Here is a 21,368-nt window from a genome sequence, read left to right on the forward strand (position 1 = left end):
TCGAGGAGGACCCTGTGGAGTTCGACATGCTGGTCGAGGTGCCGAAGGGCAGCCGCAACAAGTACGAGGTGGACCACGAGTCCGGGCGCATCCGGCTCGACCGGACACTGTTCACCGCGACCCAGTACCCGGGCGACTACGGCTTCGTCGAGGACACCCTCGGGGAGGACGGCGACCCGCTCGACGCCCTGCTCGTCACCACCGGCGAGCCGCTGTTCCCCGGCGTCCTCGTGCTCGTGCGCACCATCGGCATGTTCCGGATGACCGACGAGGCGGGCGGCGACGACAAGCTGCTCTGCGTCCCGGCCCACGACCCCCGTCTGGAGAACCTGCGCGACATCCACCACCTGCCCGAGTTCCACCGCCGGGAGATCCAGCACTTCTTCGAGATCTACAAGGACCTGGAGCCGGGCAAGAGCGTCGAGGGCGCCGACTGGGCGAACCGGGCGGCGGCCGAGGCGGAGCTGGAGGCGTCGCGGAAGCGGTTCCGGGATACGCCGCACTGAGCACTCCGGGACGGGCGGCCCCGGTGACCGCCCGCCGTCAGCGGCGTCCGTTGCAGGAGACCGCGGAGTAGTCGCCGTCGGCCGACTCCTCGGAGATCACGGCGCCGTCGACGAGGATCCGGCAGGAGAGCTCACCGGACCCGCCTGCGGCGGTGACCGAGTAGTCGGTGGGCTCGCCGGCGGCCGGGGCGGTGCGCTCCCACGGCAGATCCGTGCCGGAGACCTGGGCGACCGAGGTGCCGCGGCCGAACGTGATCGTGACCCCCGAGCCGGACCCGGTGACCTCGTAGGTGATCTGGGCCGCCGCGGGTGCCGTGGGTGCCGTGGGTGCCGCGGACACCTCGGTGGCCGGGACGACGCCGGGCTGGCCGCCACCGGTCGACGCACCGAACGCGACCGAGCCCTCGCGCCACGCCGCCGGGGTCTCGTCCCCGGTGCCACCGAACACCGCGAGACCGATCGGCACGGCCGCGGCAGCCGCCGCGGCGACGCCGACGACCCACGGCCATCGGCGTCGACGGGGGTCCTCCTGCGCGGCGCGGCGGCGCCCACGGCGCGGCGGGTCCTCGACGACGTCGTCGGGACCGGGGGCCGGGTCGGGTTCCGCTCCGTCCCCGTCGGGAGCGAGGTCGAGGTCGAGGTCGCGCGGGTCGTACCCGAGATCGTGCGGGTCCACCGGCCGGGCCCGGCCGTCGCGGGGGTCGGGGCCCGGTCCGGCCTCCGGGCCGTCCCACGGGGCGGTGGTGTCGCCGGGTCCGGCGACCGCGAACCCGTCCACGCCGTACGGCCCGGCGTCGCGGTCCTCGGCCCGACGCCGTCCGCCGTGCCGGGGACGACCGCCGTGGTCGTACCCGGGCGGCGACGCGACCGCCGGCGGCCGGCGCACCGGGAGCGGCCGGGGCGGAGTCGTCGCGCTCGGGCGCGGCTCCCCGGCATACGGACCCCCGGGGTGCCGATCGGTCGAGAGCGCGTCCGGTCCGGGAGTCTCCGGAACGCGGCGACGCCCGCGCCGGGAGCCGTGGTCGGCCCGGTCCGCTCCTGGCCGGGCCAGATCGTCACGCTCCGTGATCGACCGGGGACGGCCACGGGGCGCGGCCGGCCGGGGCTCGGGCTCCCGGGCGGACGGGAAGACGATCCCGGCGACGAGGTCCTCGGGTGAGAGGTCCCGGGCCGACGCCTCGACGACGTCGTCCGACCGGTCCATCACCTCGACCGATCGGCGACGTCCACGTCGGGGCGCCGGGGACGACTCGTCCCCGAGCACCCAGCGACCCGAGTCCGGGTCCCATCTCGGTCCTGGCACGACGCCCCCCTTTGGTAGCCGTGCCGGTTCAACGATTCGGACGCGCGCCGGTTACGGAGCGCGGTCACGGTCACAGAGCGGGGGCCCCGTTCGGCCCTTCCGCCGCCCCGTTCGGACGCGCCGGACCCCCCGCTGGCACCGGGCCCGGTCCGGACGAGAGTGGGCACCATGTCGATCGACCCGCAGTTCCTCCTGGGCCGCCGTACCAGCGCCGACCTCGCCGACGACCTCGGCGACGCCGTCCACTCCTGCGACGTCCAGTTCCGCTCCTTCGGCGCACACTCCCGCTTCGGCGGTCCCGTGCGGACCGTGCGGTGCGAGAACGACCACGCCCTGCTCCGCGCCACGCTCGACGGCCCCGGTGACGGGGCGGTCCTGGTCGTCGACGGCGGCGGTTCGACCCACTGCGCGCTCATCGGCGATGTCATCGCCGGCCTGGCGGTGGCCAACGGCTGGGCCGGGATCGTCGTCAACGGGGTCGTCCGCGACAGCGTGGCACTCGCCGCGCTCCCCCTCGGCCTCAAGGCGCTGGGCACGAATCCCCGCAGGAGCAGCAGGACCGGGGCCGGGGAGGTCGACGGCACCGTGACGTTCGGCGGGGTCGACTTCACCCCGGGCGGGATCCTCTACTCCGACGAGGACGGGATCGTCGTCGTCGCGCGGTGAGGTGCCGGCTGTCCCGGCACCGGCCGCCGACATCATCAGAGTTAATGAGACTTCGCAGTCTCGTGCGGAATCACGGCCCGGCGCCCGCCAAGATCGGCCTTGCGACGCCCCCAGGCGCCGCATGAGGCGCGGCGGTGAGGCGAATGCAGTGACGATGCACCCTCGGGAACGAGCATGGTGGTCAGAGGACATTCCTGAGCGGGAGACGGTCCCCTTCTTCCCCTCTATCGCGCATTTCCGCACCCCCGGGAACCAGCGCGGTTGGTTCGTGGTGGCGGATCCGACGCTCGGTCTCGGCGTACGGTCCGACGGAACGGCCACTCTTCCCCCGTATCGGACCGGCGTCGCGGAACGGGCCGCGGTGGCTCTCGGATGGATCGCACTAATCGGTGTCGTCCTGGTGATGATCACAGGGACGGGACCGGGTCCGTTCCTCTTCGGCGTGGTCGTCCTCCTGATCGCAGTGCCGTTGCTGATGCGCCCCAGCATTCGCGCAATCCACCGGATAGCCGACCAGCGCGCCCTCGCACAAACCAGACGGCTACGTGAGCCGCGGTCGTATGTCGTGACACCCGACGACGCCGCGGCGTGGCGGCTGTGCGTCCTTGCCGGGAAGATCGCGGTGACCACGCCGTGGCAGGACCGGACGATCGACACCGCCCGACAGCTGCCTGTCCTGCTCTGGTCGGGCGCCGGACGCTGCCTCACAGTGGATCGGCGGCGTCGCGATGCCGAGGCCGCACTGGGACACGAGGCGTTGCAGGACATCGCCAGAACGACGCTGGCCGATCTCGCGGACGAGACACGGCGCCTCGACGCCGTCGAAGGCCACCTGACCGAGGTCCTCGACGCATCAGCGCGGCTGACGCAGCACCGGGAGCGGATGGCTGCGGAGGACGCTATCGAGAAGAGCCGCCGGGCGGAGGAGCGACGGTTGCGGCAGAAGTTGCTCCACGACGCCCCGACCGGCCGCGACCCGGGAGCAGACGACGAGGTGGACCGCACCGCCGGTCTCTCCGCCGAGGTCACCGCGGTGGCGGATCTCCTCACCGCTTCCGAGATCGCTCTGCGCCGTACCTCCACTCGCGACTGAGGTGTTCCGCCCAGGTCCCGACGCGCCGAGCCAGTGGCCTGTGCCCGTGACCACCGCTGGGCTACCGCCGGAAGGTCCCGTCCGATCTACTACGCGCATGGTGAGGTGGGACGCCGTCGAGGCGCACCGGGCCCGGATCGCGGGGACAAACCGTGGCAGCAACGGAGCCACGGGCGCGAGAGCGCGGCATGCGCGCCGGACGACGGCGTAGGCGTAGGCGTAGGCGTGGTCGAGCGCCCCGGTCCGCAGCTGCCACCGGTCGCCCAGGCGGTGCTGCCCCATCTCCGCGCCCGCGGAGCGGGACACATCATCCAGATCTCCACGACCGGCGCGGTGGGTGCCATGCCGACCCTCGGCCTCTACAACGCGGGCGAGTGGGGGCTGGAGGGCTTCTCGCAGGCGCTCGCCGGTGAGGTGGCCCGGTTCGGTGTCCGCGTCTCCGTGGCCCAGCTCGGCGGGTTCGACACGGACTGGGCCGGCGCGGGGATGCACTTCGCGACCCCGTCCGCCGTCTACGACGACCTGCGGCGCGAGCTCTTCGGGACGGCCGAGGTGCCGTGGCGGGCCGAGGGGCCGCTCGGGGCGCCCGTCGCGGAGGCGGTCGACGCCCTGCGCCGGCACGTCCAGGCGCCCGACGGCCCGTTCCGGCTCCTGGTCGGGGCGGACGCCCCCGGCCAGGTCACCGCGGCGCTGCGGGTCCGGTGCGAGGACTACGCCGAGGACGACCGCGTCGTCTGGCCGGCTCCGGCCGCCACGCCCTGACCCACCGGGGCGGGCCTCCTGCCGGTCGTCGACAAATCGTCCGGCCGGGACCTGCTCGCCCGGTGGATCCCGCACGGCGGTCCCGCCGGGATGCGGGGCCTGCACCCGCACCCGGTGGTCGGGACCTGGCCGGACGACTATCGCTGGCATAGCCAGCTGCGCATCGTCGGGCGGCGCTCTGCCGCGCAGACTCGGGGCACACCGCGCCAGCGGGTGGAGAGCCGAGGGTAGAGAAGAGGCAACGGTGCCCGACAACAGTCCGCGCGAGGTCCTCCCGCACTTCGATCCGCACGATCCCGGTCTGTCTCCCGAGCGCGCCTACGCGACCTACGCGCAGCTGCGCCGACATTGCCCGGTCTCGCACGGCGAGCGCCACGGCGGCTACTGGTCGATCGCGCGGTACGCCGACGTCCGCGACGCCGCTACCGACCACACGACCTATTCCTCGACCGGCGGCGTCTACCTGCCCCCGGTGTCCGGGAGCCGGTTCCCCCCGATCGACCACGACCCGCCCGAACACGCCGGGTTCCGCGAGCTCATCGCGCCGCTGACGAGCGGCGCCGCAGCGAAGACGATGGAACCGGCGGTCCGCGCCATCGCCGAACGCCTCGTCGACGGGTTCACCGGACGGGGCCGCGCCGAGCTCGCTGCCGAGCTCGCCACTCCGCTACCGCTGGAGGTCATCACCCGGCTCTATGACCTGGGTCCAGAGGACACAGAGGAGATCCGCGGCTACTCCGAGGAGTTCCTGACCCACGCCTCCGGCTCCCGCGGCCCAGAGATCATCGACCGGGTGTGCCGGTACTGGGTCGGTCTGTTCGCCGACCGGCGCGAGAACCCACGCGAGGACTTCCTCACCGGACTCGTCGAGGCCAACCGCGAACTCGGGGCGACCGACGACGAGCTCGCCAACATGATGTTCATCCTGACCTACGCCGGGCACGACTCCACGGCGCTCGGTCTGGGCAACACGCTGTTGTACCTGGCCGAGCATCCGGATGTGCAGCAGCGGCTGCTCGACGAGCCGAAGCTGATCCCTTCCATGATCGACGAGATGCTGCGCCACGAGACCCCGCTGCACTGGTTCCCGCGACAGCTCACGGCCGACACCTGCCTGCACGGTCAGCAGATGAAGGCGGGTGAACGAGTGCTGCTGCTGTTCGCCTCGGCCAACCGCGATCCCGAGGTCTTCGACCGCGCCGACGAGATCGTCATCGACCGGCGGCCGAACCGGCACCTCGCGTTCGGCGCCGGGATCCACACCTGCCCCGGGATGGCCCTGGCCAAGCTCGAGATCCGCACGGCGGTCCAGGTCGTGCTGGAGCGCATCCCCGGGTTCCGGGTGGACGGCGACGTCGAGCGGACCGACCCGCTCGAGGGCGGAGGGCGTCACCTCGGCGTCCGGCGGCTGCCGGTGACCTGGTGAGCGCCGCCGTGCCCGGCCCGGCCCCGGCCCCCGCGCCGACGACCCGTCAGATGGTCACCGCGGGCACCGCGTCCACGGTCGGTTTCGCGTTCGATCTGTTCGACCTGTTCATCCTGCTCTACGTGGCCTCCACGGTGGGCCCCCTGTTCTTCCCCACCGACAGCCCCACACTCACGCTCGCGGCCACGTTCGCCTCGTTCGGGGTGAGCCTGGTGATGCGCCCGCTGGGCGGCGCGGTGTTCGGCCGCTACGCCGACCGGCACGGCCGCAAGCAGACCATGCTGGTCACCGTGGGCGGCGTCGGTCTGGCCACCGCCCTGATGGGAACGCTGCCGACCTACGCCGCGATCGGTGTCGCCGCACCGCTGGTGTTCGTCGCGCTCCGTCTGGTGCAGGGCCTGCTCGTCGGCGGCGTCGTCGCCTCGACCCACACCCTCGGCACCGAGACGGTGCCCCAGCGCTGGCGCGGCCTGGTCTCCGGACTGGTCGCCGGCGGCGGGCCCGGGCTCGGCGCCGTGATCGCGTCGGTGGTGTTCCTGGCCGTGTCCTCGGCGTTCCCCGGACCCGCGTTCGACGCGTGGGGCTGGCGGGTCATGTTCTTCACCGGCCTGGTGGCCTCGCTGGCGAGCCTCGCGTTCTTCCGGCTGCTCGAGGAGTCCCCGGTGTGGTCCGCCGCGCGGGCGCGGGCCGCCGGTGCGGTGCCGGAGCCGCCGGCCAGGGCCCGGGACCTGCCGACCGCGGTACGGCCGCGGACGCTGGTCGCGGCCGCCGCGCTGGTGACCGGCGCGGGCGCGCAGTACTACCTCACCTCGGGCTACCTGCCCACGTTCCTGGACGAGATCAACCAGCTTCCGGCGGGCGCGCGTGGGCTGCTGCTGGTCTGGACGAGCCTGGCCATCCTGCCGATCGCGTTGCTGGCCGGGCACGCCTCAGAACGGTTCGGCCGTCGCCCGGTGTTCCTGGCCACCGGCATCGTGAACCTGGTGGCACTGCCGCTGCTCGCGCTGGCCATGGGTGGGCTGGGGCCGGAGGACACCGGGGCGCTGCTCGGCTACGGCCTGATGATCACGATGCTGGCCAACGCCCCCATCGCCGCGGTGCCGATCTTCCTGAACGAGCTGTTCCCGACCCGGTTGCGTGCGACCGCGACCGCTTTGATCTGGAACGGCGGGTTCGCCATCGGCGGGCTGACCACCACGTTCGTCAGCCTGGCCAGCCCGACCGTGCCGGACATCCCCAGCCGGCTGGCGCTGTTCCTGGCCGTGGTCGTCGCGCTGTTCCTGCTCGGGGCGGCGTTCGTCCCCGAGACGCGCGGCGCGCTCGACCGGGAGGACCCACGCGACGCCGTTCCCAGTCCGTCACCCACCGCCACGGCCGACCGGCCGGAGCCCCTCCCGGGAGGATCACAATGAGCACGAACGAGAAGCGCAGCGGCGAGCACCTGGGCCGCACCGTCCTCGTCACCGGCGCCGGCGGCGGGATCGGCGGCGATTACGTCGCCGCGTTCGCGGCGGCGGGCGCGAACGTCGTGGCCACCGACGTCGCCGGGGCCGCCGACGCGGGGCTCGCCCTGGCCGACGAGGTGAGCTCCGCCGGCGCGGGGAAGGTCGTGTTCGTGACGGCCGACGTCACCTCCGACGCCGACTGGGAGACCGTCGTCGCCACCGCGGGCGCCGAGTTCGGCGGGATCGACGCGCTGGTCAACAACGCCGCGATCTATCAGGGCCTGGGCACCAAGTCGCACCTGACCGAGCTCACCACCGAGGCCTGGGACCGGGTGCTGACGGTCAACGTGCGCGGCACCTGGCAGGCGATCAAAGCGGTGACCCCGGCCATGCGCGCCCGCGGCGGCGGACGGATCGTCAACATCTCCTCCACCGTGGCGCGGATGGGTGCGCCCGGGTTCGCGCACTACGTGGCCTCCAAGGCGGCCGTGGACGGGCTCACACGGGCCGCCGCACGTGAGCTCGGATCCGACGCGATCACCGTCAACGGCGTCGCGCCCGGCCTCGTCAGCGACGCCGCCAGCCGGACACTCAACACCGGCGACTACATCGCCGCGGCGGCGAAGGGGCGGGCGCTGGGCCGCGAGATGACCCCGGGCGACCTCGTCGGCGCCGTCATGTGGCTGGCGTCGCCGTCGTCCGGGTTCGTCACCGGCCAGACCGTCGTCGTCGACGGCGGTGGGGTGTTCACATGAGCTCCGACCTGCGTTCCTGGCTCGACGTGCTCGACGGCCGCGGCGAGCTCGCCCGGCTGAGGTCCCCGATCGACCCGGACCAGGACGTCGCCGCGGTACTGACTCGTGCCGACGGACGGCGCGCCGTGCGGTTCGGCGACGTGATCGGCGCGGAGTTCCCGCTGGTGGGGAACACCGTTCCGAGCCGGACGCACCTCGGCCTGGTACTGGGCTGCGAACCGGCCGGGGTGGCCGACCGCTTCGCCGCCGCCCTGGACGCCCCGGAGCGCTGCCCGGAGGTGGAGGCGTCCGGGGCCCCGGTGCTGGCGAACCGCATGCACGGCGACCGGATGCTCTCGGCGCTGCCGCTGACCCGTCAGCACTCCGAGGACGGCGGCAGGTACCTGACCTCGGCGCTGCTGGCGGTCCGCGACCCGGTCAGCGGGCGGATGAACCTCTCGATCAACCGGCTGTTGGCCGCGGGCGAGCGGGAGCTGCGTGCGCTGCTGCTGCCCGGGCGGCTGCGGAGGATCTTCACCGAGGCCGAGGCGGCGGGGCGCGACCTCGATGTCGCCCTGGTGGTCGGGGTGCACCCGGCGCTCGTTCTCGCCAGCCAGTCCCCCGCCGACCGCGAGCTCGACGACTACGCCGTGGCCAACGCGCTGGCCCCTCCGGTCGAGCTGGTCGCCGCCCCGACCGTGGACGCGCTGGTGCCGGCCCGGGCGGAGTTCGTGCTGGAGGGCCGATTCCGGGCCGGACGCCGCGAGGCCGAGGGGCCGTTCGGGGAGTATCCGCGCACCTACGGTCCCGGCGGCCCCGCCCCGGTGATCGAGCTGGTGGACGGCTGGCACCGTGACGACGCGGTGTTCCAGACGATCCTCTCCGGCGGCCGCGAGCACTTCTACGCCGGCGGCGTACCGCGCGAGGCGGCCTGCCTGCGGGCCCTGCGCCGGGCCGGGCTGGACGTGGCGGCGCTGCGGCTACCCGAGTCCGGCTCGTGCCGGCTCACCGCCGTCGTGGCGCTCCGCGGGCCCACGCCGGGAGCGCCGACCACCGCGATGATGACGCTGTTCCTCACCGCGTCCACGATCAAGCAGGTCACCGTCGTCGACGACGACGTGGACATCACCGACGACGAGCAGGTGGCCTGGGCGGTGGCCACCCGGACCCAACCCGACCGGGACCTGCTGGTGGTGCCGAAGGCGAAGGGCAGCAGCCTGGATCCCTCGGCCGAGCAGGGGCTCACCGCGAAGCTGGGCCTCGACGCCACCGTCCCGGCCGCCGACCGGGACCGCTACCGGCAGATGACGGTGGCCCCGGCCGACCCGTCGGCTCTCGAGCGCCATCTCGCGGAGCTGGGGGACCTCCGATGAGACGCATCATCGTCGCGCTCACCGGGGCGTCCGGGGCGGTGTACGGGATCCGCGCGCTGGAGCTGCTGCGCGAGGTGCCCGACGTCGAGACGCACCTCGTGCTGACGAAGGCGGCGCGGGCGACGATCGGCTACGAGACGGACCACAGCGTCGCCGACGTGCGCGCACTCGCCGACGTCGTGCACTCCGACGGCGACCTGGGCGCGCCGATCTCCTCCGGCTCGTTCCGCACGGCCGGGATGCTGGTGGCGCCCTGCAGCGTGAAGACGCTGTCCGGGATCGCCGCCAGCTACGACGAGTCGCTCGTGGTGCGGGCCGCGGACGTGGTGCTCAAGGAGCGCAGGCGCCTGGTGCTCCTGTTGCGGGAGACCCCGTTGCACGCAGGCCACCTACGGCTGATGTCCGAGGTCACCGCCTCCGGCGCGATCGTGATGCCGCCGGTGCCCGCCTTCTACGCACACCCGCACAGCGTCGCCGACATCGTCGAGCACACCACCGGTCGGGCGCTCGACCTCCTGGACGTCGACACCGACGCGGTCGCCCGCTGGACCGGCGAGCGGGACGGACGAGCTGTCGTGCACCGGTCGTAGACGTGCGGCCGAGCTCCGCGCTCATTCGCGCGCCGTGCGCAGCAGCAACCGGCGGAACGCCTGTACCGGCGGGGACACGTGCGCGCTGGCCCGCGACACCACGCCCAGCTCACGGAACGCACAGGAGTCGGCGATCGGGACCGTGGGGCCGTTGCCCGCGGCCATCCTCGGCAGCAGCGCGACCCCCATGCCGGCGGCCACCATCCCGTGCACGATCGCCAACTGTCCGGTCTCCAGTACCACCCGCGGACGGACGTCGGCCTCGGCCAGCAACTGATCGGCGAGGTCGCGCAGCCCGTACCCGGTACGCATCCCGACGAGATCCTCGCCGGCCAGCTCGGCGAGCGCGACCTCCGCACGGCAGGCCAGCCGGTGCGCGGCGGGAACCAGCACGAGCACCGGCTCGCGGACCAGCACGTCGACGCACAGCCCGCTCAGGGTCAGCGGCATCCGGGTCATCGCCAGGTCCAGTTCCCCGGAGCGCACGAGCTGCTCGAACTCCCGGGAGATGTCGTGCTCGACGATCCGCACCCCGACCAGCGGGTGCGCGCGCCGGAACCGGGCCAGCACCTCGGGCAGCATCCGCGCGCCGATGCTGGGCAACACACCCACCCGGACCTCACCTTCGCGCAGACCGCTGACCTCGGCCACCCGTTCCCGGCCGCGCTCGAGTTCGGCGAGCGCGATCTCCGTGTGCTCGAGCAGCGCGGATCCGGCCGCGGTCAGCACGATGTGCCGGCCGGTCCGCTCGAACAGCCGAGCACCGACGTCCTGCTCCAGCTTGCGGATCTGCACCGACAACGACGGCTGGGACAGATACAGACGGGCGGCCGCGGAGGTGAAACTCCCCTCGTGCGCGATCGTCACGATGTACCGAAGTTGATGAAGCTCCACAGATCACCCCGGACCATCTGTTCCATACCGTGTCACCGTGCCGGCGCGCACGCGTTCATCCGGCCTCGGACCGCACCCTGAAGTCACCCGGCTCGACCACCGCGGAGATCGCGACCCCCGCGACGAGCGCCCAGAACGGGCTGGAGATCCCCAGCGGCGCGACCCCGCTCATCGCCACCACCAGGGCCGTCAGCGCACCGGTCCGGAACCGGCCGTCGCCGAACGCGCCGCGGAACGACGACACCAGCACCCCGATCATGGCGAGCCCCGCGACCACCGCCACCAGCTCGGTCGGCAGCGCCGTGACCGCGGTGACCGCGATCCCGGCGAGGGCGCCGAACGCGATGAACAGCACGCCGTTGACCACGCTCGCGGCGTAGCGGGCATCGGGGTCCGGCCCGGCCTGCGGACCCGAGCAGATCGCGGTCATGGGGCCCGCGACGTTGGCGTTGTGGCCGCCGGTCAGCGGGGCCAGCAGCCCGCCCACGCCGCTCGCGACCGTCATCGCGTTGATCGGGGGCCGGTAGCCCTGGCTGAGCAGCACGCCGTAGGCCTGGGCGTTCTCCGCGGCGATCACCAGGACCGCCAGCGGGATCCCGACGGCCAGGATCGCGGCGAGGTCGAACGTCGGTGCCACGAGCACCGGCGCCGTCCAGCCGTCGACGGCGGTGGCCTGCGGGGCGAACCCGCCCGTGACCGCGGCCGCGACCAGCCCGGCGACCAGCGCACCGAGCGCGCCGGGCACCGCCGGGACGAACCGGGACAGCAGCAGGAACCCGGCCACCGCGGCCGCGACGATCCACGGCGCGGACTCGGCCGCGGTCACCACCCCGGTGCCGAACCGGATCAGCGCCCCGGCGATCATCGCCATCACGATCTGCTGCGGCAGCCACCGGGACACGGTGCCGATCAGGCCGGACAGCCCGAGCACGAGCACGAGCAGTCCCGCGACGAGGAACGCGCCGACGACGGCGGAGAACGGGAACGTCCCCAGCGCCCCCACCACCAGGACGGCCCCCGGGATGGAGAAGGCGCCGACGACCGGCATCCGGTAGCGCAGGGCGAGGAACAGCGAGATCAGGCCGCCGAACACGTAGATCCCGAAGATCCACGACGCGATCACCCGGCTGTCCAGGCCGTTCGCGGCGGCACCGTCGATCACGATCAGCGCCGGCCCGGTGCAGCCGAACACGGCCGCGACCACCCCGGCTCCGACCGTTGCGGGGTTCAGCCGCCGGGGCAGGCCGCGCAGCCCGGACCGGATCCCCGGGCCGGGTTCGATGCGGCGGGTCGGCCGCGGCTCGGCCGGCGGGGTGGGCGGTGCGGCGGCCGGGCCCTCGGCGGGCTCGTCGGTCGATGCGGTCATGGTGTCGCCTCCTTGCGATCACTCACCGGGCAGGGAGCGGGCGGCTACCGGCGCCGCAGTGTGCGGACGCGGGTGAGGCCCCGGCGGACGAGCGCGCCGACGGTGTCCCGGACGGTCCCCAGCACCAGGCGGAGCTGCGCACCGCGGCCGGGCTCGGTGACCGACCCGGTCTCGGCGGCCTCGTCGACGCTCGTCGCGAACTGCTCGAACAGCCGCCGCGAGACGTCCCCGGCCAACGCCCGGCCGAACTGGGCGACGCGGCCGGTGAGGTGGACGTCGGCGTGCGCGGTCAGGACCGTGCCGCCGTCCGGTCCGGCCTCGGCGGCCAGCACGACGTCGGCCTGGGTGGCGCTGCCGCCGGCGTCGGCGCCCTGGGCGTGGAACCGCAGCCGGTGCGCGGCCGGGTCCCGCTCGACGACCTGGGCCAGACCGTCGAAGGACAGCTTCACCGGGCCGAGCGCGACGACGGCCCGGCCCCGGTAGCGGTCGCCGTCGAGCACCTCGGTCAGCCGGGCGCCGGGCAGGCAGCGGGCGAGCAGGTCGAAGTCGTCGAGCACCGCCCAGACCCGCTCGACCGGCTGCCGGAGCGCGCTGGTGACGTCGACGACCGCGGACGGCGGACCGGAGGGCAGCCGCACCTCCTGCGCGAGCGCCGCCGCCGGCACCTCCTCGGCGGGGGCTCCGGCGCCGCTGCCGCCACCGGTCCCCCGCCCGACCAGGGTCCGCGCGCCGCACGCCCGGGGCCCGGGGACGCCGTCCGGGTGGCTCTGCCGCACGTCGTCGACGGCCGCGAGGATCCCGCGGTAGCCGGTGCACCGGCAGAGCACGCCGGACATCTGCTCGGGCAGCTCCTCGCTCTCCACCTCCGGGGTGTTGCTGAGCAGGTCGTAGCTGCTCATGAGCATCCCGGGGGTGCAGAACCCGCACTGCAGCGCGTGGTGGGCGGAGAACGCCTGCTGCAGCGGGTGCTGGTCCTCGGGGGTGCCCAGGCCCTCCACGGTCACGATCTCCGCGCCCTCGCACTGCACCGCGAACAGCAGGCAGGCGCGGGCGGCCTCGCCGTCGACGAGCACGGTGCACATGCCGCAGACGCCGTGCTCGCAGCCCAGGTGGGTGCCGGTGAGGCCGAGCTGCTCGCGCAGCACGTCACCGAGGTGGGCGCGGGGCGGCACGGTGACGGTCGTCTCGGTGCCGTTCACCGTCATCCTGATCCCGACGGTCTCGTCGGCGGCGACGCGGTCCCGCGGCTCCGCAGTACCTGTTCGCCTCGGCTCCACCGTGGTCATGAACGCTCCTTCCGGTCCCGGGCGCGGTGCAGCGCACGGGACAGCTCGCGGGCGGCGAGCACCCCGAACAACCGGCGCCGGTAGCCGGTGGATCCGTGGGTGTCCCCGCCGGTGTCGACGACCTCGTCGGCCAGTGCGGCGGTGGCCGGGCGCAGGTCGTCCTCGTGCTCGGTGAGCAGCGGTGTCACGTCGCGGGTCACGGCGCGGTCGGAGATCCCGAACCCGGTCAGCCGGGCCTCGGTCACCGCGCCGTCGTCGCCGACCCGCACCCGGGTGACCACCCCGGCGAGCGCGAAGTCGCCGTGCCGGCGGGCGATCTCGGCGAACCCGAAGCCCTCCCCCGGCCGGGCGTGCGGGAACGTCACCGCGACGACGACGTCCTCCGGCCCGGCCGCGGTGGTCATCGCGCCGGTCACGAACTCCTCGGCGGGCATCCTCCGCCGCCCGGCCGGGCCGGCCAGCTCGACCGTCGCCTGCGCGCAGCAGGCGACGGCGGGCAGCTCGGCGGCCGGGTCGGCGTGGGCGAGGCTGCCGCAGACGGTGCCCCGGCTGCGCAGCTCCCGGTGCCCGACGAAGGGCATGGCCATCCCGATCAGCGGGACCGCGCGGGCGGACCGGTCGTGCTCGACCGCGCGCTGCCGCACCGCCGCGCCGATCCGGTACCCGTCCTGCTCCGGTCCCGCTGCCGTCAGCTCGGGCACGGCGGTGATGTCGACCAGGGTGCCGGGGCGGCCCAGGCGCATCGCGAGGACCGGCACCAGGGACTGGCCGCCGGCCAGCACCTTGCCGTCGCCGCCGGCGAGCTCGCCGAGCACGTCGTCGAGCCGGCCGGGGCGGACGTAGGCGAACGGTGCGGCCTTCATCAGCGGCCCGTGAAGTTCGGGGTGCGCTTCTCCCCGAAGGCCTTCACGCCCTCGGCGAAGTCCTCGGTCGCCCGCAGCATCGAGTAGGCCTTCCGCTCCAGCTCGATGCCGGTGTAGAGCGGGCCGTCGACGCCGCGGTCGAGGACCTCCTTGGCGGTGCGCAGCGCGGCCGGGGAGAAGCCGGCCATCTTCAGCGCCAGCGCGTCGACCTCGGCGTAGAGCGCGTCGCGGTCGTCGTACAGGCCGGCCAGGATGCCCCAGTCGAGCGCCTGCTGGGCCTGGATCCGGGTCGCGGTCATGATGTGGAACTTCGCCCGGGACAGGCCGATCAGCCGGGCCAGGCGCTGGGTGCCGCCGGAGCCCGGGATCATGCCGAGGTTCATCTCGGGCAGCGCGAGCTGGGTGCGGCCGGTGCCGAGCCGGATGTCGCAGGACAGCGCCATCTCCAGCCCGACGCCGAAGCAGTAGCCGTCGATCGCGGCGATGACCGGCTTGGTGCTGCGGGCCGGGGCGGTGACGTCCTGGCCGAGGTCGGTGAGGTCGATCGGGTCGACCTCCATGAACCCGGCGATGTCGCCGCCGGAGGTGAAGTGCTGGCCGTCGGAGCGGATCACCACGACGCGGACCTGCGGGTCCCGGTCGATCTCGGCGAAGCGCTCGGCGACCAGCCGGCGCATCTCCATCGTGACGACCGTGTACTTGCCGTGGGACAGGGTCAGGTACGCGACCCGCCCGTCGTGTGCGCGCTCCAGGACGACGTCGCCGCCGGTGAGTGCCATGTCAGGAGTTCTCCTTCTCGGTGAGCAGTCGGTGCAGTACCTCGCCGTGCAGCGGCAGGCGGGTGATCTCGATCCCGTGGGGGGCCAGCGCGTCGGCGACGGCGTTGGCGTAGGCCACCGGGAAGCTCATGGACGACCCCTCGCCGCAGCCCTTGGCGCCGAGCGGGGTCAGCGGTGACGGGGTCACCACGTGGTCGGTTCGCAGGTCGAACCCGGCCTCGGCGCTGGTCGGGCACAGGTAGTCGAGGAACGTCGCCGCCGTCGGCTGCCCGGAGTCGGCGTGGGTGAACTCCTCGTAGGCGGCACCGCCGAGGCCGTGCACGAGCGCGCCGTAGACCTGGCCGTCGAGCAGGGTCTGGTCGAGGACGGTCCCGGCGTCGTGCACCGAGGACACCCGGTCGACCTCGATCTCCAGGGTGTCCGGGTCGATCCGCACCGCGACGATCTCGGCGACGAAGCCGTAGCAGAGCGAGGAGTTGATCCGGTCGTCCGCCGTGGCCGCGCGGGTCTCCCGCGGGGAGAACTCGGCCTCGGCGTAGAGCCGGGCGGGGACACCGTCGGGCAGCGACGCCGGGTCCCAGTGCACGACACCGGCGGCGTGCCGGAAGGCGACCGAACGACCGTCCGGGTGGACGACCTTCCCGTCGAGCAGGGTGAGCTCGCCCGGGTCGGCCCCCTCCAGCAGCGTGGCCCCGGCCGCCTTCACCGTGGCGGCGATGGTGTCCGCGGCGGCGACGACCGCGCTCGTGACGAGCGGCGCGAACCGCGACGAGTACGACCCGGACGTGACCGTCCACGGGGTCGTCGCGGTGTCCATGTCGACGACCGCCCGTACCTGCGCGATCGGCAGCCCGAGCCGCTGCGCCGCGACCTTCCGCGCCACGGTGGCGTGGCCCTGGCCCTGCGGAACCGACCCGAGCAGCACGGTGACGATCCCCTGCAGGTCCACCGACATCCGGACGTGCTCGGTGGAGCCGGACTTGTCCCGGCCCGGCTTGCGGTCCTCGGCGGGGGTGGCCAGGCCGACGTAGCCGATGTTGGTGCCGGACGGGTCGACGACCAGTGCGGTGCCGATGCCGTAGAAGGCGCCCTCGGCCCGGGCCGCCTCGCGCCGGCGCTCCAGCTCGGCGAGGTCGGCGTTCTTCACGGCCAGATCCAGCGCCGCGGCGTAGTCGCCGGAGTCGTAGACGCCCCCGGTCGCCGTCTCGTGCGGGAACGTCGACACCAGGTTGCGCCGCCGCACCTCGACGACGTCGCGCCCGGTCGCCGCGGCGACCGCGTCCATCAGCCGTTCCAGCCCGAAGTAGAGCTGCTGGCCGCCGAAGCCCCGGTTCAGCCCGGTCGGCATGGTGTTCGTGACCACGGCGCGGGCCCGGATCTCGACGGCGTCGATGCGGTAGGGCCCGGTGATGTTGCCGTAGCAGCGGTAGAGCGTGGAGGGCTCCGGCGGGCGCAGGTAGGCGCCGACGTTGTCGATCAGGTCGGTGCGCAGGGCCGTCACGGTGCCGTCGGCGTCGACCGCGGCGGAGAAGGTCATCGCCCGGTCCGCACCGGTGGAGCTCGCCATCAGGTGCTCGACGCGGTCCTCGGCCCACCGCACCGGCGTGCCGGAGTGCTTGGAGGCCAGCGCCATCAGCACCACGTAGGGGTAGATGCCGGCCTTGATCCCGAAGCTGCCGCCGATGTCGGCGGGGACGTGCAGCCGCACCCGCGACGTCGGGATCCCGAGCGCGCCGGCCATGACCGGGACCATCGAGAACGGTCCGTGGAAGTTCGCCCAGGCCTCGACCGAGGGGCCGGCGTCGCCCTCGTTCCACTGCGCGATGACCGAGTAGCACTCCATCGGCACCGAGGAGTAGCGCGGGAAGTCGTAGCGGCCGGTCACCACGTGCGCGGCGTCGCGGAACCGCTCCTCCACCGGACCGAAGGAGAAGGTTCGGTCGGTGGCGACGTTGGACCCGGCGTCCTCGTGCAGCAGCGGCGCATCCGGCTCCAGCGCGGCGCGGGCCGCGGTGACCGCACCCAGGTCGTCGTACTCGACGGCGACGAGCTCGGCGGCGTCCTCGGCGACGTAGCGGTCCGAGGCGACGACGACGGCGATCGGCTCGCCGACGAAGCGCACCTTGTCCACACCGGTGGGCAGGTAGGGCATCACCGCGCCGGTCGACAGGGGGAAGGGCCGCAGCGCGGCGCGCACCTCGTCGGGGCCGATCACCGCCGCCACCCCCGGATGGGCACGGGCCCGGCTCAGGTCGACCGAACGCAACCGGGCGTGCGGACGGGTGGAGCGCACGACGGTGGCGACCAGCGTGCCGGGCAGCGGGTCCAGGTCGTCGAGGAACGCGCCCCGGCCGGTGACCAGCGCGGCGTCCTCGTCCCGGCTGGGGACCCAGGTGCGGGCGGCCACAGACACATCGGACACATCAGACACGTGCTTCTCCCCTCATGTCGTACTCGCCCGCGGCGAGCGTGCGGCGCAGCGTCTTGCCGACCCCGGACCGCGGGATCGAGTCGACGGCGATCACCCGCTTCGGCCGCTTCAGCGACGGCAGTTGCTCCCGGGCCCAGGCCAGGGCCTGCTCGGCCGCGGCCAGCGGGTCGGTCCCGCGGGCGGGGACCACGAACGCGGTCACCGCGTGTCCCCAGCGCTCGTCGGGCAGTCCGACCACGCAGACGTCGTCGATGGCGGGACAGCGGGTCAGGACCGACTCGATCTCGTCCGGGTAGATGTTCTCGCCACCGGAGTTGATCATGTCGTCGGTGCGGCCGGAGACCCAGAGGTCGCCGTCGGAGTCGGCGACGGCGAGGTCACCGGTGTGGTACCACCCGTCCCGGATGGCCTTGGCGTTCGCGTCCGGCCGGTTCCGGTAGCCGCCGAAGGCCTCGGGCGAGGCCATCGAGACGATCACCTGACCCTGCGTCCCGCGCGGGACCTCCTCGTCGACGGGGGCGCCCGCGTCGGGCGCGATCAACCGGACCCGGGAGAACAGCCCCGCCCGGCCGGCGCAGCCGGGCTTGGCGGCGACGTCGGGCCCGATGGTGAACGTGTAGATCTCGGTCGAGCCGAAGTGATTGACGAACGAGGTGGGCGCGACCTGGTCGACCAGCTTCTCGGCGAGCGACGGGGTCATGGCGGCACCGGCGTAGGCGAGGTTGTCGAGCGCACGGGCGTCACCGAGCCGTCCGGTGCGCAGCAGCGACCAGTAGATCGTCGGCACCAGGTACAGGGAACCGACGTTCTCCTCGAGGATCAGCTGCATCGACTCGTCGGCGTCGAAGGCGGGCTGGCCCACCCACGTGCCGCCGACGACGACGGAGGCCAGCAGCGTGCGCAGGCCCATCGTGTGGAACAGCGGCATGACCCCGAGGGTCGCGACCCCCTGCCGCTGCCGGGTCTGCATCACGTGCGCGACCGCTGCCATGTGCTCCGCCCGGTGGGTACGCGGGACGCCCTTCGGCTTCCCGGTGGTCCCCGACGTGTAGAGCATGACGCTGAGGTCCGATTCGTCCGGGGCGACGCAGACGGGGCTGTCGAGACGCTCGGCGAGCTCGTCGACGGCTGCCACGTCCCGCAGCAGGTCCCCGAGGCCGGCGGCGGCGACCCGCTCGGCGTGCGCGGCGTCGGCGACCACCAGGCGGACGTCGGCGTCGCCCAGGCAGTAGCCGAGCTCCTCGACCCCGAACCGGGTCGAGAGCGGCACCGAGACCGCGCCGAGCTTCTGCACGGCCAGGTGCAGGCTCGCGAGCTGCTCGCCGCCGTGCATCACCAGGCCCACCCGGGCCCCCCGCTCCACGCCGAGGCTCCGCAGGGCCCCGGCCAGCCGGTCGGTCCGCGCGTCCCACTCCCGGTAGGAGAGCCACCTGCCGGTTCCTCGTACCGCCGGCCGGTCGGGGTTGCGCTCGACCGCCCATCGCAGCGTCGTCACCAGGTCCATCCGACCCCCTCGTCGTTAGTCTGTTTCAGACCATACGGTTCATACTGTCAGAGGGGAAGCCCCGGATTCCACCGGCCTCGGGAGCGACCCCGTCCGGTGGCATCCGCCGGGAGGAGGGGCGGTCATCGGTGACGGGACGCACGTGCGAGGGTCGAGCCGCATCCGCGGATCGACGACCCGCCTCGTCTAGAGTCCGCGGAGCACCGGCCGGCACGAGAGGAGCGCGGATGCGACTGTCCACGACGTCGTATCTGGTCCTGGGCATGATCGCGTTGCGCGGGCCCTCGACGCCGTACGACCTGAAGCGGGCGGTCAGCCGCTCCGTCGGCTACTTCTGGCACTTCCCGCACGCGCAGCTGTACTCCGAGCCGGACCGGCTCGCCGACGCAGGCCTGCTCGCCCTCGACACCGAGGAGCACGGACGGCGGCGCAAGACCTACTCCCTGACCGACGAGGGCCGGGCGGCCCTGCGCGAGTGGCTGGCAGCACCCACCGCCGAGCACTTCCAGATGCGCGACATCGCCGAGCTCAAGCTGTTCTTCAACGAGGCGGGATCCTCCGACGACGTCGAGAAGCTCGCCCGCGAGCAGATCCGCCAGCACGAGAGCCGGATCGCCGACTACGAGGACATGGTCGCCCGGCACGGCCGCGAGGAGTGGGCCGAGCCGCGCATGATCACGATCGAGCTGGGCCTGGAGATGGAGCACGCCGCCCTGCGGTTCTGGAGCGCGCTGGCGAACGACGAACTCGACCGACTCCGTCGCGAGCGGGCCGAGCGCGACCCGCGCGGCTGACCCGCCCGCCGGGCGACGGGCACGCCGGCGCACCCGGCGCGCGCCACGACGGGTCGGCGCCGGAGCCCGGGCCGCCGAGGCTCAGTCCGGGTCGGCGGGGCTCAGTCCGGGTCGGCGGGGCTCAGTCCCGGGTCGGCGACGAGGAACTGGACGCTGTGCGCGGACCGGACGTGGCCCCGAGGCACCGCGAGATGGGCCGGGTGGGCGAGGTAGGTCCGGAAGTCCTCGACGCTCGCGAACTCGGAGACGACCGCATAGTCGGCGTTCGTCGGACGCTCACCGACGTCGCGACCCTGCCGGGTGCGCAGGGGACGCCGACCTGGCCGGGCAGCCGCGCAATCGCGTCCCGGAACGCCTCGACGTCCGCCGCGGTCGCGGACTCCGTGAACGTGAGCGTCAGGCAGTGCACCAGCATGTCGACCTCCCTGTCGGACAAGTGAGCAGCGATAGACATTCGAGCATCGAAGACTGCTGAACGTGATGCTCGGCCATGTTGGCCAGTTACCGATAATTGACAAGCTATGTCCATCGGCCCTAACTTCCAGCTCCCGACACCTTCGACCGGGAGACCCGACAATGAAGCTGGGATGCTCGTTCGCCACGTCGCTGGAGACTCCGGAGCACATCCGCATCGCGGAGGAGCTCGGCTACGAGAGGGCGCTGTGCTACGACTCGCCCGCGCTGTACCCGGACGTCTGGATGGTCCTGAACCAGGCCGCGGAGCGGACCGACCGCATCGTGCTGGGGCCCGGAGTGCTGATCCCGAGCCTGCGCCACCCGATGGTCACCGCCTCGGCGATCACCACGCTGGTGCACACGGCCGGGCCGGACCGCGTCCTGATCGGGATCGGAAGTGGCTTCACCGGCCGCCTCGCCATGGGCAGACCGCCGGTGCAGTGGGCCCGGGTCCAGCACTACACCGAGGTCGTGCGGGCCCTGCTGCGCGGTGAGCAGGTGGAGTGGGAGGGCGCGATCATGCAGCTCATCCAGCCCGACGAGCGCTTCGGCCCGGCTCTGCCGATCTCGGTCGCCTGGGGCGTCGCGGGCGAGGGTCCGAAGGGGACGCGTGTCGCGCGGGACCTCGGCGCGGAGCTGTTCCGGATCACCGCGCCCGAGCCGGACTTCGGGCCGCAGATGATGATGCTCATCGGCACCGTGCTCGACGAGGGCGAGGACCCGGGCTCCGAGCGTGTGATCGACGCCGCGGGCCACGGCGCGGGGCTGTTCCTGCACTGGGCCGTCGAGCACGGCGTGATCGACGAGCTGCTCGGCGAGGGCGGCCACGCGTGGGCCGCGGCCTACGACCACATCCCGGAGAACGTGCGCCACATCGCGCTGCACGACCGGCACGTGGTCGGGGTCAACGACGTCGACCGCCCCTTCGTCGACGGCGAGGTGATGACCGCGGCCGGGCTCGCGCTCACCCGTGAGCAGTGGCGGGACCGGTTCGCCGAGCTGGAGAAGGCCGGGTGCGACTGGGTCCACTTCCAGCCCGCGGGCAGCGACGTCCCGCGCGAGCTCGAGGCGTTTGCCGCCGCCTACCACCGCTGAGC

20 protein-coding genes are annotated in these 21,368 nt (G+C 73.5%); 11 read left to right on the forward strand and 9 right to left on the reverse strand.

Translation table 11 applies throughout. The annotated features are described in order from the left end of the window. Positions 1–14 precede the first annotated feature (14 nt). Positions 15–506 carry an inorganic diphosphatase gene (locus ATL51_RS08780; RefSeq protein WP_100878282.1) on the forward strand — a complete coding sequence of 164 codons (492 nt, stop codon included), beginning with the start codon at positions 15–17 and terminating at the stop codon, positions 504–506. Between the two features lie 37 nt (positions 507–543). Here ATL51_RS08780 and ATL51_RS08785 read toward each other — a convergent pair whose 3' ends face one another. Next, positions 544–1,710 carry an MmpS family transport accessory protein gene (locus ATL51_RS08785; protein WP_100878283.1) on the reverse strand — a complete coding sequence of 389 codons (1,167 nt, stop codon included), beginning with the start codon at positions 1,708–1,710 and terminating at the stop codon, positions 544–546. A 267-nt stretch (positions 1,711–1,977) separates the two neighbouring features. On the opposite strand from ATL51_RS08785, the gene rraA reads away from it, so the two are divergent. The 8 genes from rraA to ATL51_RS08825 all read left to right on the forward strand — a co-directional run bounded on the left by rraA (position 1,978) and on the right by ATL51_RS08825 (position 9,898). Further along, positions 1,978–2,475 carry a ribonuclease E activity regulator RraA gene (gene rraA, locus ATL51_RS08790; RefSeq protein WP_100880586.1) on the forward strand — a complete coding sequence of 166 codons (498 nt, stop codon included), beginning with the start codon at positions 1,978–1,980 and terminating at the stop codon, positions 2,473–2,475. 148 nt (positions 2,476–2,623) lie between these two features. Continuing rightward, a complete protein-coding gene (locus tag ATL51_RS08795; protein WP_167409979.1) occupies positions 2,624–3,568 on the forward strand; it encodes a hypothetical protein in 945 nt (314 codons plus the stop codon). A 225-nt stretch (positions 3,569–3,793) separates the two neighbouring features. Further along, positions 3,794–4,330 carry an SDR family NAD(P)-dependent oxidoreductase gene (locus ATL51_RS08800; RefSeq protein WP_208622951.1) on the forward strand — a complete coding sequence of 179 codons (537 nt, stop codon included), beginning with the start codon at positions 3,794–3,796 and terminating at the stop codon, positions 4,328–4,330. Positions 4,331–4,574: 244 nt separating this feature from the next. After that, entirely contained in the window at positions 4,575–5,756 is a 1,182-nt protein-coding gene (locus ATL51_RS08805) for a cytochrome P450 (RefSeq protein ID WP_301548956.1), read from the forward strand. Then, complete coding sequence (locus ATL51_RS08810; RefSeq protein ID WP_073577267.1) at positions 5,753–7,168, forward strand: MFS transporter; 1,416 nt, start codon at positions 5,753–5,755, stop codon at positions 7,166–7,168. The genes ATL51_RS08805 and ATL51_RS08810 overlap by 4 nt, the downstream gene beginning before the upstream one ends. Beyond that, the gene (locus ATL51_RS08815; RefSeq protein WP_100878286.1) at positions 7,165–7,956 is read left to right on the forward strand and encodes an SDR family NAD(P)-dependent oxidoreductase; all 792 of its coding nucleotides are present in this window, start codon (positions 7,165–7,167) and stop codon (positions 7,954–7,956) included. The genes ATL51_RS08810 and ATL51_RS08815 overlap by 4 nt, the downstream gene beginning before the upstream one ends. Further along, complete coding sequence (locus ATL51_RS08820; protein WP_100878287.1) at positions 7,953–9,308, forward strand: UbiD family decarboxylase; 1,356 nt, start codon at positions 7,953–7,955, stop codon at positions 9,306–9,308. Before ATL51_RS08815 ends, ATL51_RS08820 begins: the two co-directional genes overlap by 4 nt. After that, a complete protein-coding gene (locus ATL51_RS08825; protein WP_073577270.1) occupies positions 9,305–9,898 on the forward strand; it encodes a UbiX family flavin prenyltransferase in 594 nt (197 codons plus the stop codon). Before ATL51_RS08820 ends, ATL51_RS08825 begins: the two co-directional genes overlap by 4 nt. 21 nt (positions 9,899–9,919) lie before the next feature. Here the strand turns inward: ATL51_RS08825 and ATL51_RS08830 are convergent, their stop codons facing one another. Genes ATL51_RS08830 through ATL51_RS08860 form a run of 7 tightly spaced genes read right to left on the reverse strand, consistent with a single transcriptional unit; the run spans position 9,920 to position 19,021 of the window. Further along, entirely contained in the window at positions 9,920–10,792 is an 873-nt protein-coding gene (locus ATL51_RS08830; RefSeq protein WP_100878288.1) for a LysR family transcriptional regulator, read from the reverse strand. Between the two features lie 55 nt (positions 10,793–10,847). Next, the gene (locus ATL51_RS08835) at positions 10,848–12,158 is read right to left on the reverse strand and encodes a benzoate/H(+) symporter BenE family transporter (protein WP_100878289.1); all 1,311 of its coding nucleotides are present in this window, start codon (positions 12,156–12,158) and stop codon (positions 10,848–10,850) included. A gap of 44 nt (positions 12,159–12,202) precedes the next feature. Next, positions 12,203–13,444 carry a xanthine dehydrogenase family Fe-S subunit gene (locus tag ATL51_RS08840; RefSeq protein WP_100878290.1) on the reverse strand — a complete coding sequence of 414 codons (1,242 nt, stop codon included), beginning with the start codon at positions 13,442–13,444 and terminating at the stop codon, positions 12,203–12,205. Next, a complete protein-coding gene (locus tag ATL51_RS08845) occupies positions 13,441–14,307 on the reverse strand; it encodes an FAD binding domain-containing protein (protein WP_100878291.1) in 867 nt (288 codons plus the stop codon). The genes ATL51_RS08840 and ATL51_RS08845 overlap by 4 nt, the downstream gene beginning before the upstream one ends. Further along, the gene (locus tag ATL51_RS08850; protein WP_073577274.1) at positions 14,307–15,086 is read right to left on the reverse strand and encodes an enoyl-CoA hydratase/isomerase family protein; all 780 of its coding nucleotides are present in this window, start codon (positions 15,084–15,086) and stop codon (positions 14,307–14,309) included. The genes ATL51_RS08845 and ATL51_RS08850 overlap by 1 nt, the downstream gene beginning before the upstream one ends. Position 15,087: 1 nt before the next feature. After that, positions 15,088–17,493: a xanthine dehydrogenase family protein molybdopterin-binding subunit gene (locus tag ATL51_RS08855; RefSeq protein ID WP_301548957.1), complete on the reverse strand. Its 2,406-nt coding sequence runs from the start codon at positions 17,491–17,493 to the stop codon at positions 15,088–15,090. Between the two features lie 16 nt (positions 17,494–17,509). Continuing rightward, positions 17,510–19,021 carry a class I adenylate-forming enzyme family protein gene (locus ATL51_RS08860; RefSeq protein ID WP_100878292.1) on the reverse strand — a complete coding sequence of 504 codons (1,512 nt, stop codon included), beginning with the start codon at positions 19,019–19,021 and terminating at the stop codon, positions 17,510–17,512. 227 nt (positions 19,022–19,248) lie between these two features. Here ATL51_RS08860 and ATL51_RS08865 point away from each other — a divergent pair, with 227 nt between their 5' ends. Next, the gene (locus tag ATL51_RS08865) at positions 19,249–19,815 is read left to right on the forward strand and encodes a PadR family transcriptional regulator (protein WP_100878293.1); all 567 of its coding nucleotides are present in this window, start codon (positions 19,249–19,251) and stop codon (positions 19,813–19,815) included. Positions 19,816–19,916: 101 nt separating this feature from the next. Here the strand turns inward: ATL51_RS08865 and ATL51_RS29850 are convergent, their stop codons facing one another. Continuing rightward, on the reverse strand, positions 19,917–20,447 hold the full coding sequence (locus tag ATL51_RS29850) for a Dabb family protein (RefSeq protein ID WP_100880588.1): 531 nt from the start codon (positions 20,445–20,447) through the stop codon (positions 19,917–19,919). On the opposite strand from ATL51_RS29850, the gene ATL51_RS08875 reads away from it, so the two are divergent. Next, entirely contained in the window at positions 20,392–21,366 is a 975-nt protein-coding gene (locus tag ATL51_RS08875; RefSeq protein ID WP_157818279.1) for an LLM class flavin-dependent oxidoreductase, read from the forward strand. The genes ATL51_RS29850 and ATL51_RS08875 overlap by 56 nt on opposite strands. Positions 21,367–21,368 lie beyond the last annotated feature (2 nt).

Source organism: Pseudonocardia alni (assembly GCF_002813375.1).
GTDB lineage: Bacteria > Actinomycetota > Actinomycetes > Mycobacteriales > Pseudonocardiaceae > Pseudonocardia > Pseudonocardia alni.

Bases quoted from the DNA above. Each gene is read 5' to 3' on its own strand.
- ATL51_RS29850 (WP_100880588.1), bottom strand. From the start codon at position 20,447: ATGCGGATGTGCTCCGGAGTCTCCAGCGACGTGGCGAACGAGCATCCC.
- ATL51_RS08875 (WP_157818279.1), top strand. From the start codon at position 20,392: ATGAAGCTGGGATGCTCGTTCGCCACGTCGCTGGAGACTCCGGAGCAC.
- ATL51_RS08820 (WP_100878287.1), top strand. From the start codon at position 7,953: ATGAGCTCCGACCTGCGTTCCTGGCTCGACGTGCTCGACGGCCGCGGC.
- ATL51_RS08850 (WP_073577274.1), bottom strand. From the start codon at position 15,086: ATGGCACTCACCGGCGGCGACGTCGTCCTGGAGCGCGCACACGACGGG.
- ATL51_RS08860 (WP_100878292.1), bottom strand. From the start codon at position 19,021: ATGGACCTGGTGACGACGCTGCGATGGGCGGTCGAGCGCAACCCCGAC.
- rraA (WP_100880586.1), top strand. From the start codon at position 1,978: ATGTCGATCGACCCGCAGTTCCTCCTGGGCCGCCGTACCAGCGCCGAC.
- ATL51_RS08825 (WP_073577270.1), top strand. From the start codon at position 9,305: ATGAGACGCATCATCGTCGCGCTCACCGGGGCGTCCGGGGCGGTGTAC.
- ATL51_RS08845 (WP_100878291.1), bottom strand. From the start codon at position 14,307: ATGAAGGCCGCACCGTTCGCCTACGTCCGCCCCGGCCGGCTCGACGAC.
- ATL51_RS08815 (WP_100878286.1), top strand. From the start codon at position 7,165: ATGAGCACGAACGAGAAGCGCAGCGGCGAGCACCTGGGCCGCACCGTC.
- ATL51_RS08840 (WP_100878290.1), bottom strand. From the start codon at position 13,444: ATGACCACGGTGGAGCCGAGGCGAACAGGTACTGCGGAGCCGCGGGAC.
- ATL51_RS08865 (WP_100878293.1), top strand. From the start codon at position 19,249: ATGCGACTGTCCACGACGTCGTATCTGGTCCTGGGCATGATCGCGTTG.
- ATL51_RS08785 (WP_100878283.1), bottom strand. From the start codon at position 1,710: ATGGACCGGTCGGACGACGTCGTCGAGGCGTCGGCCCGGGACCTCTCA.
- ATL51_RS08835 (WP_100878289.1), bottom strand. From the start codon at position 12,158: ATGACCGCATCGACCGACGAGCCCGCCGAGGGCCCGGCCGCCGCACCG.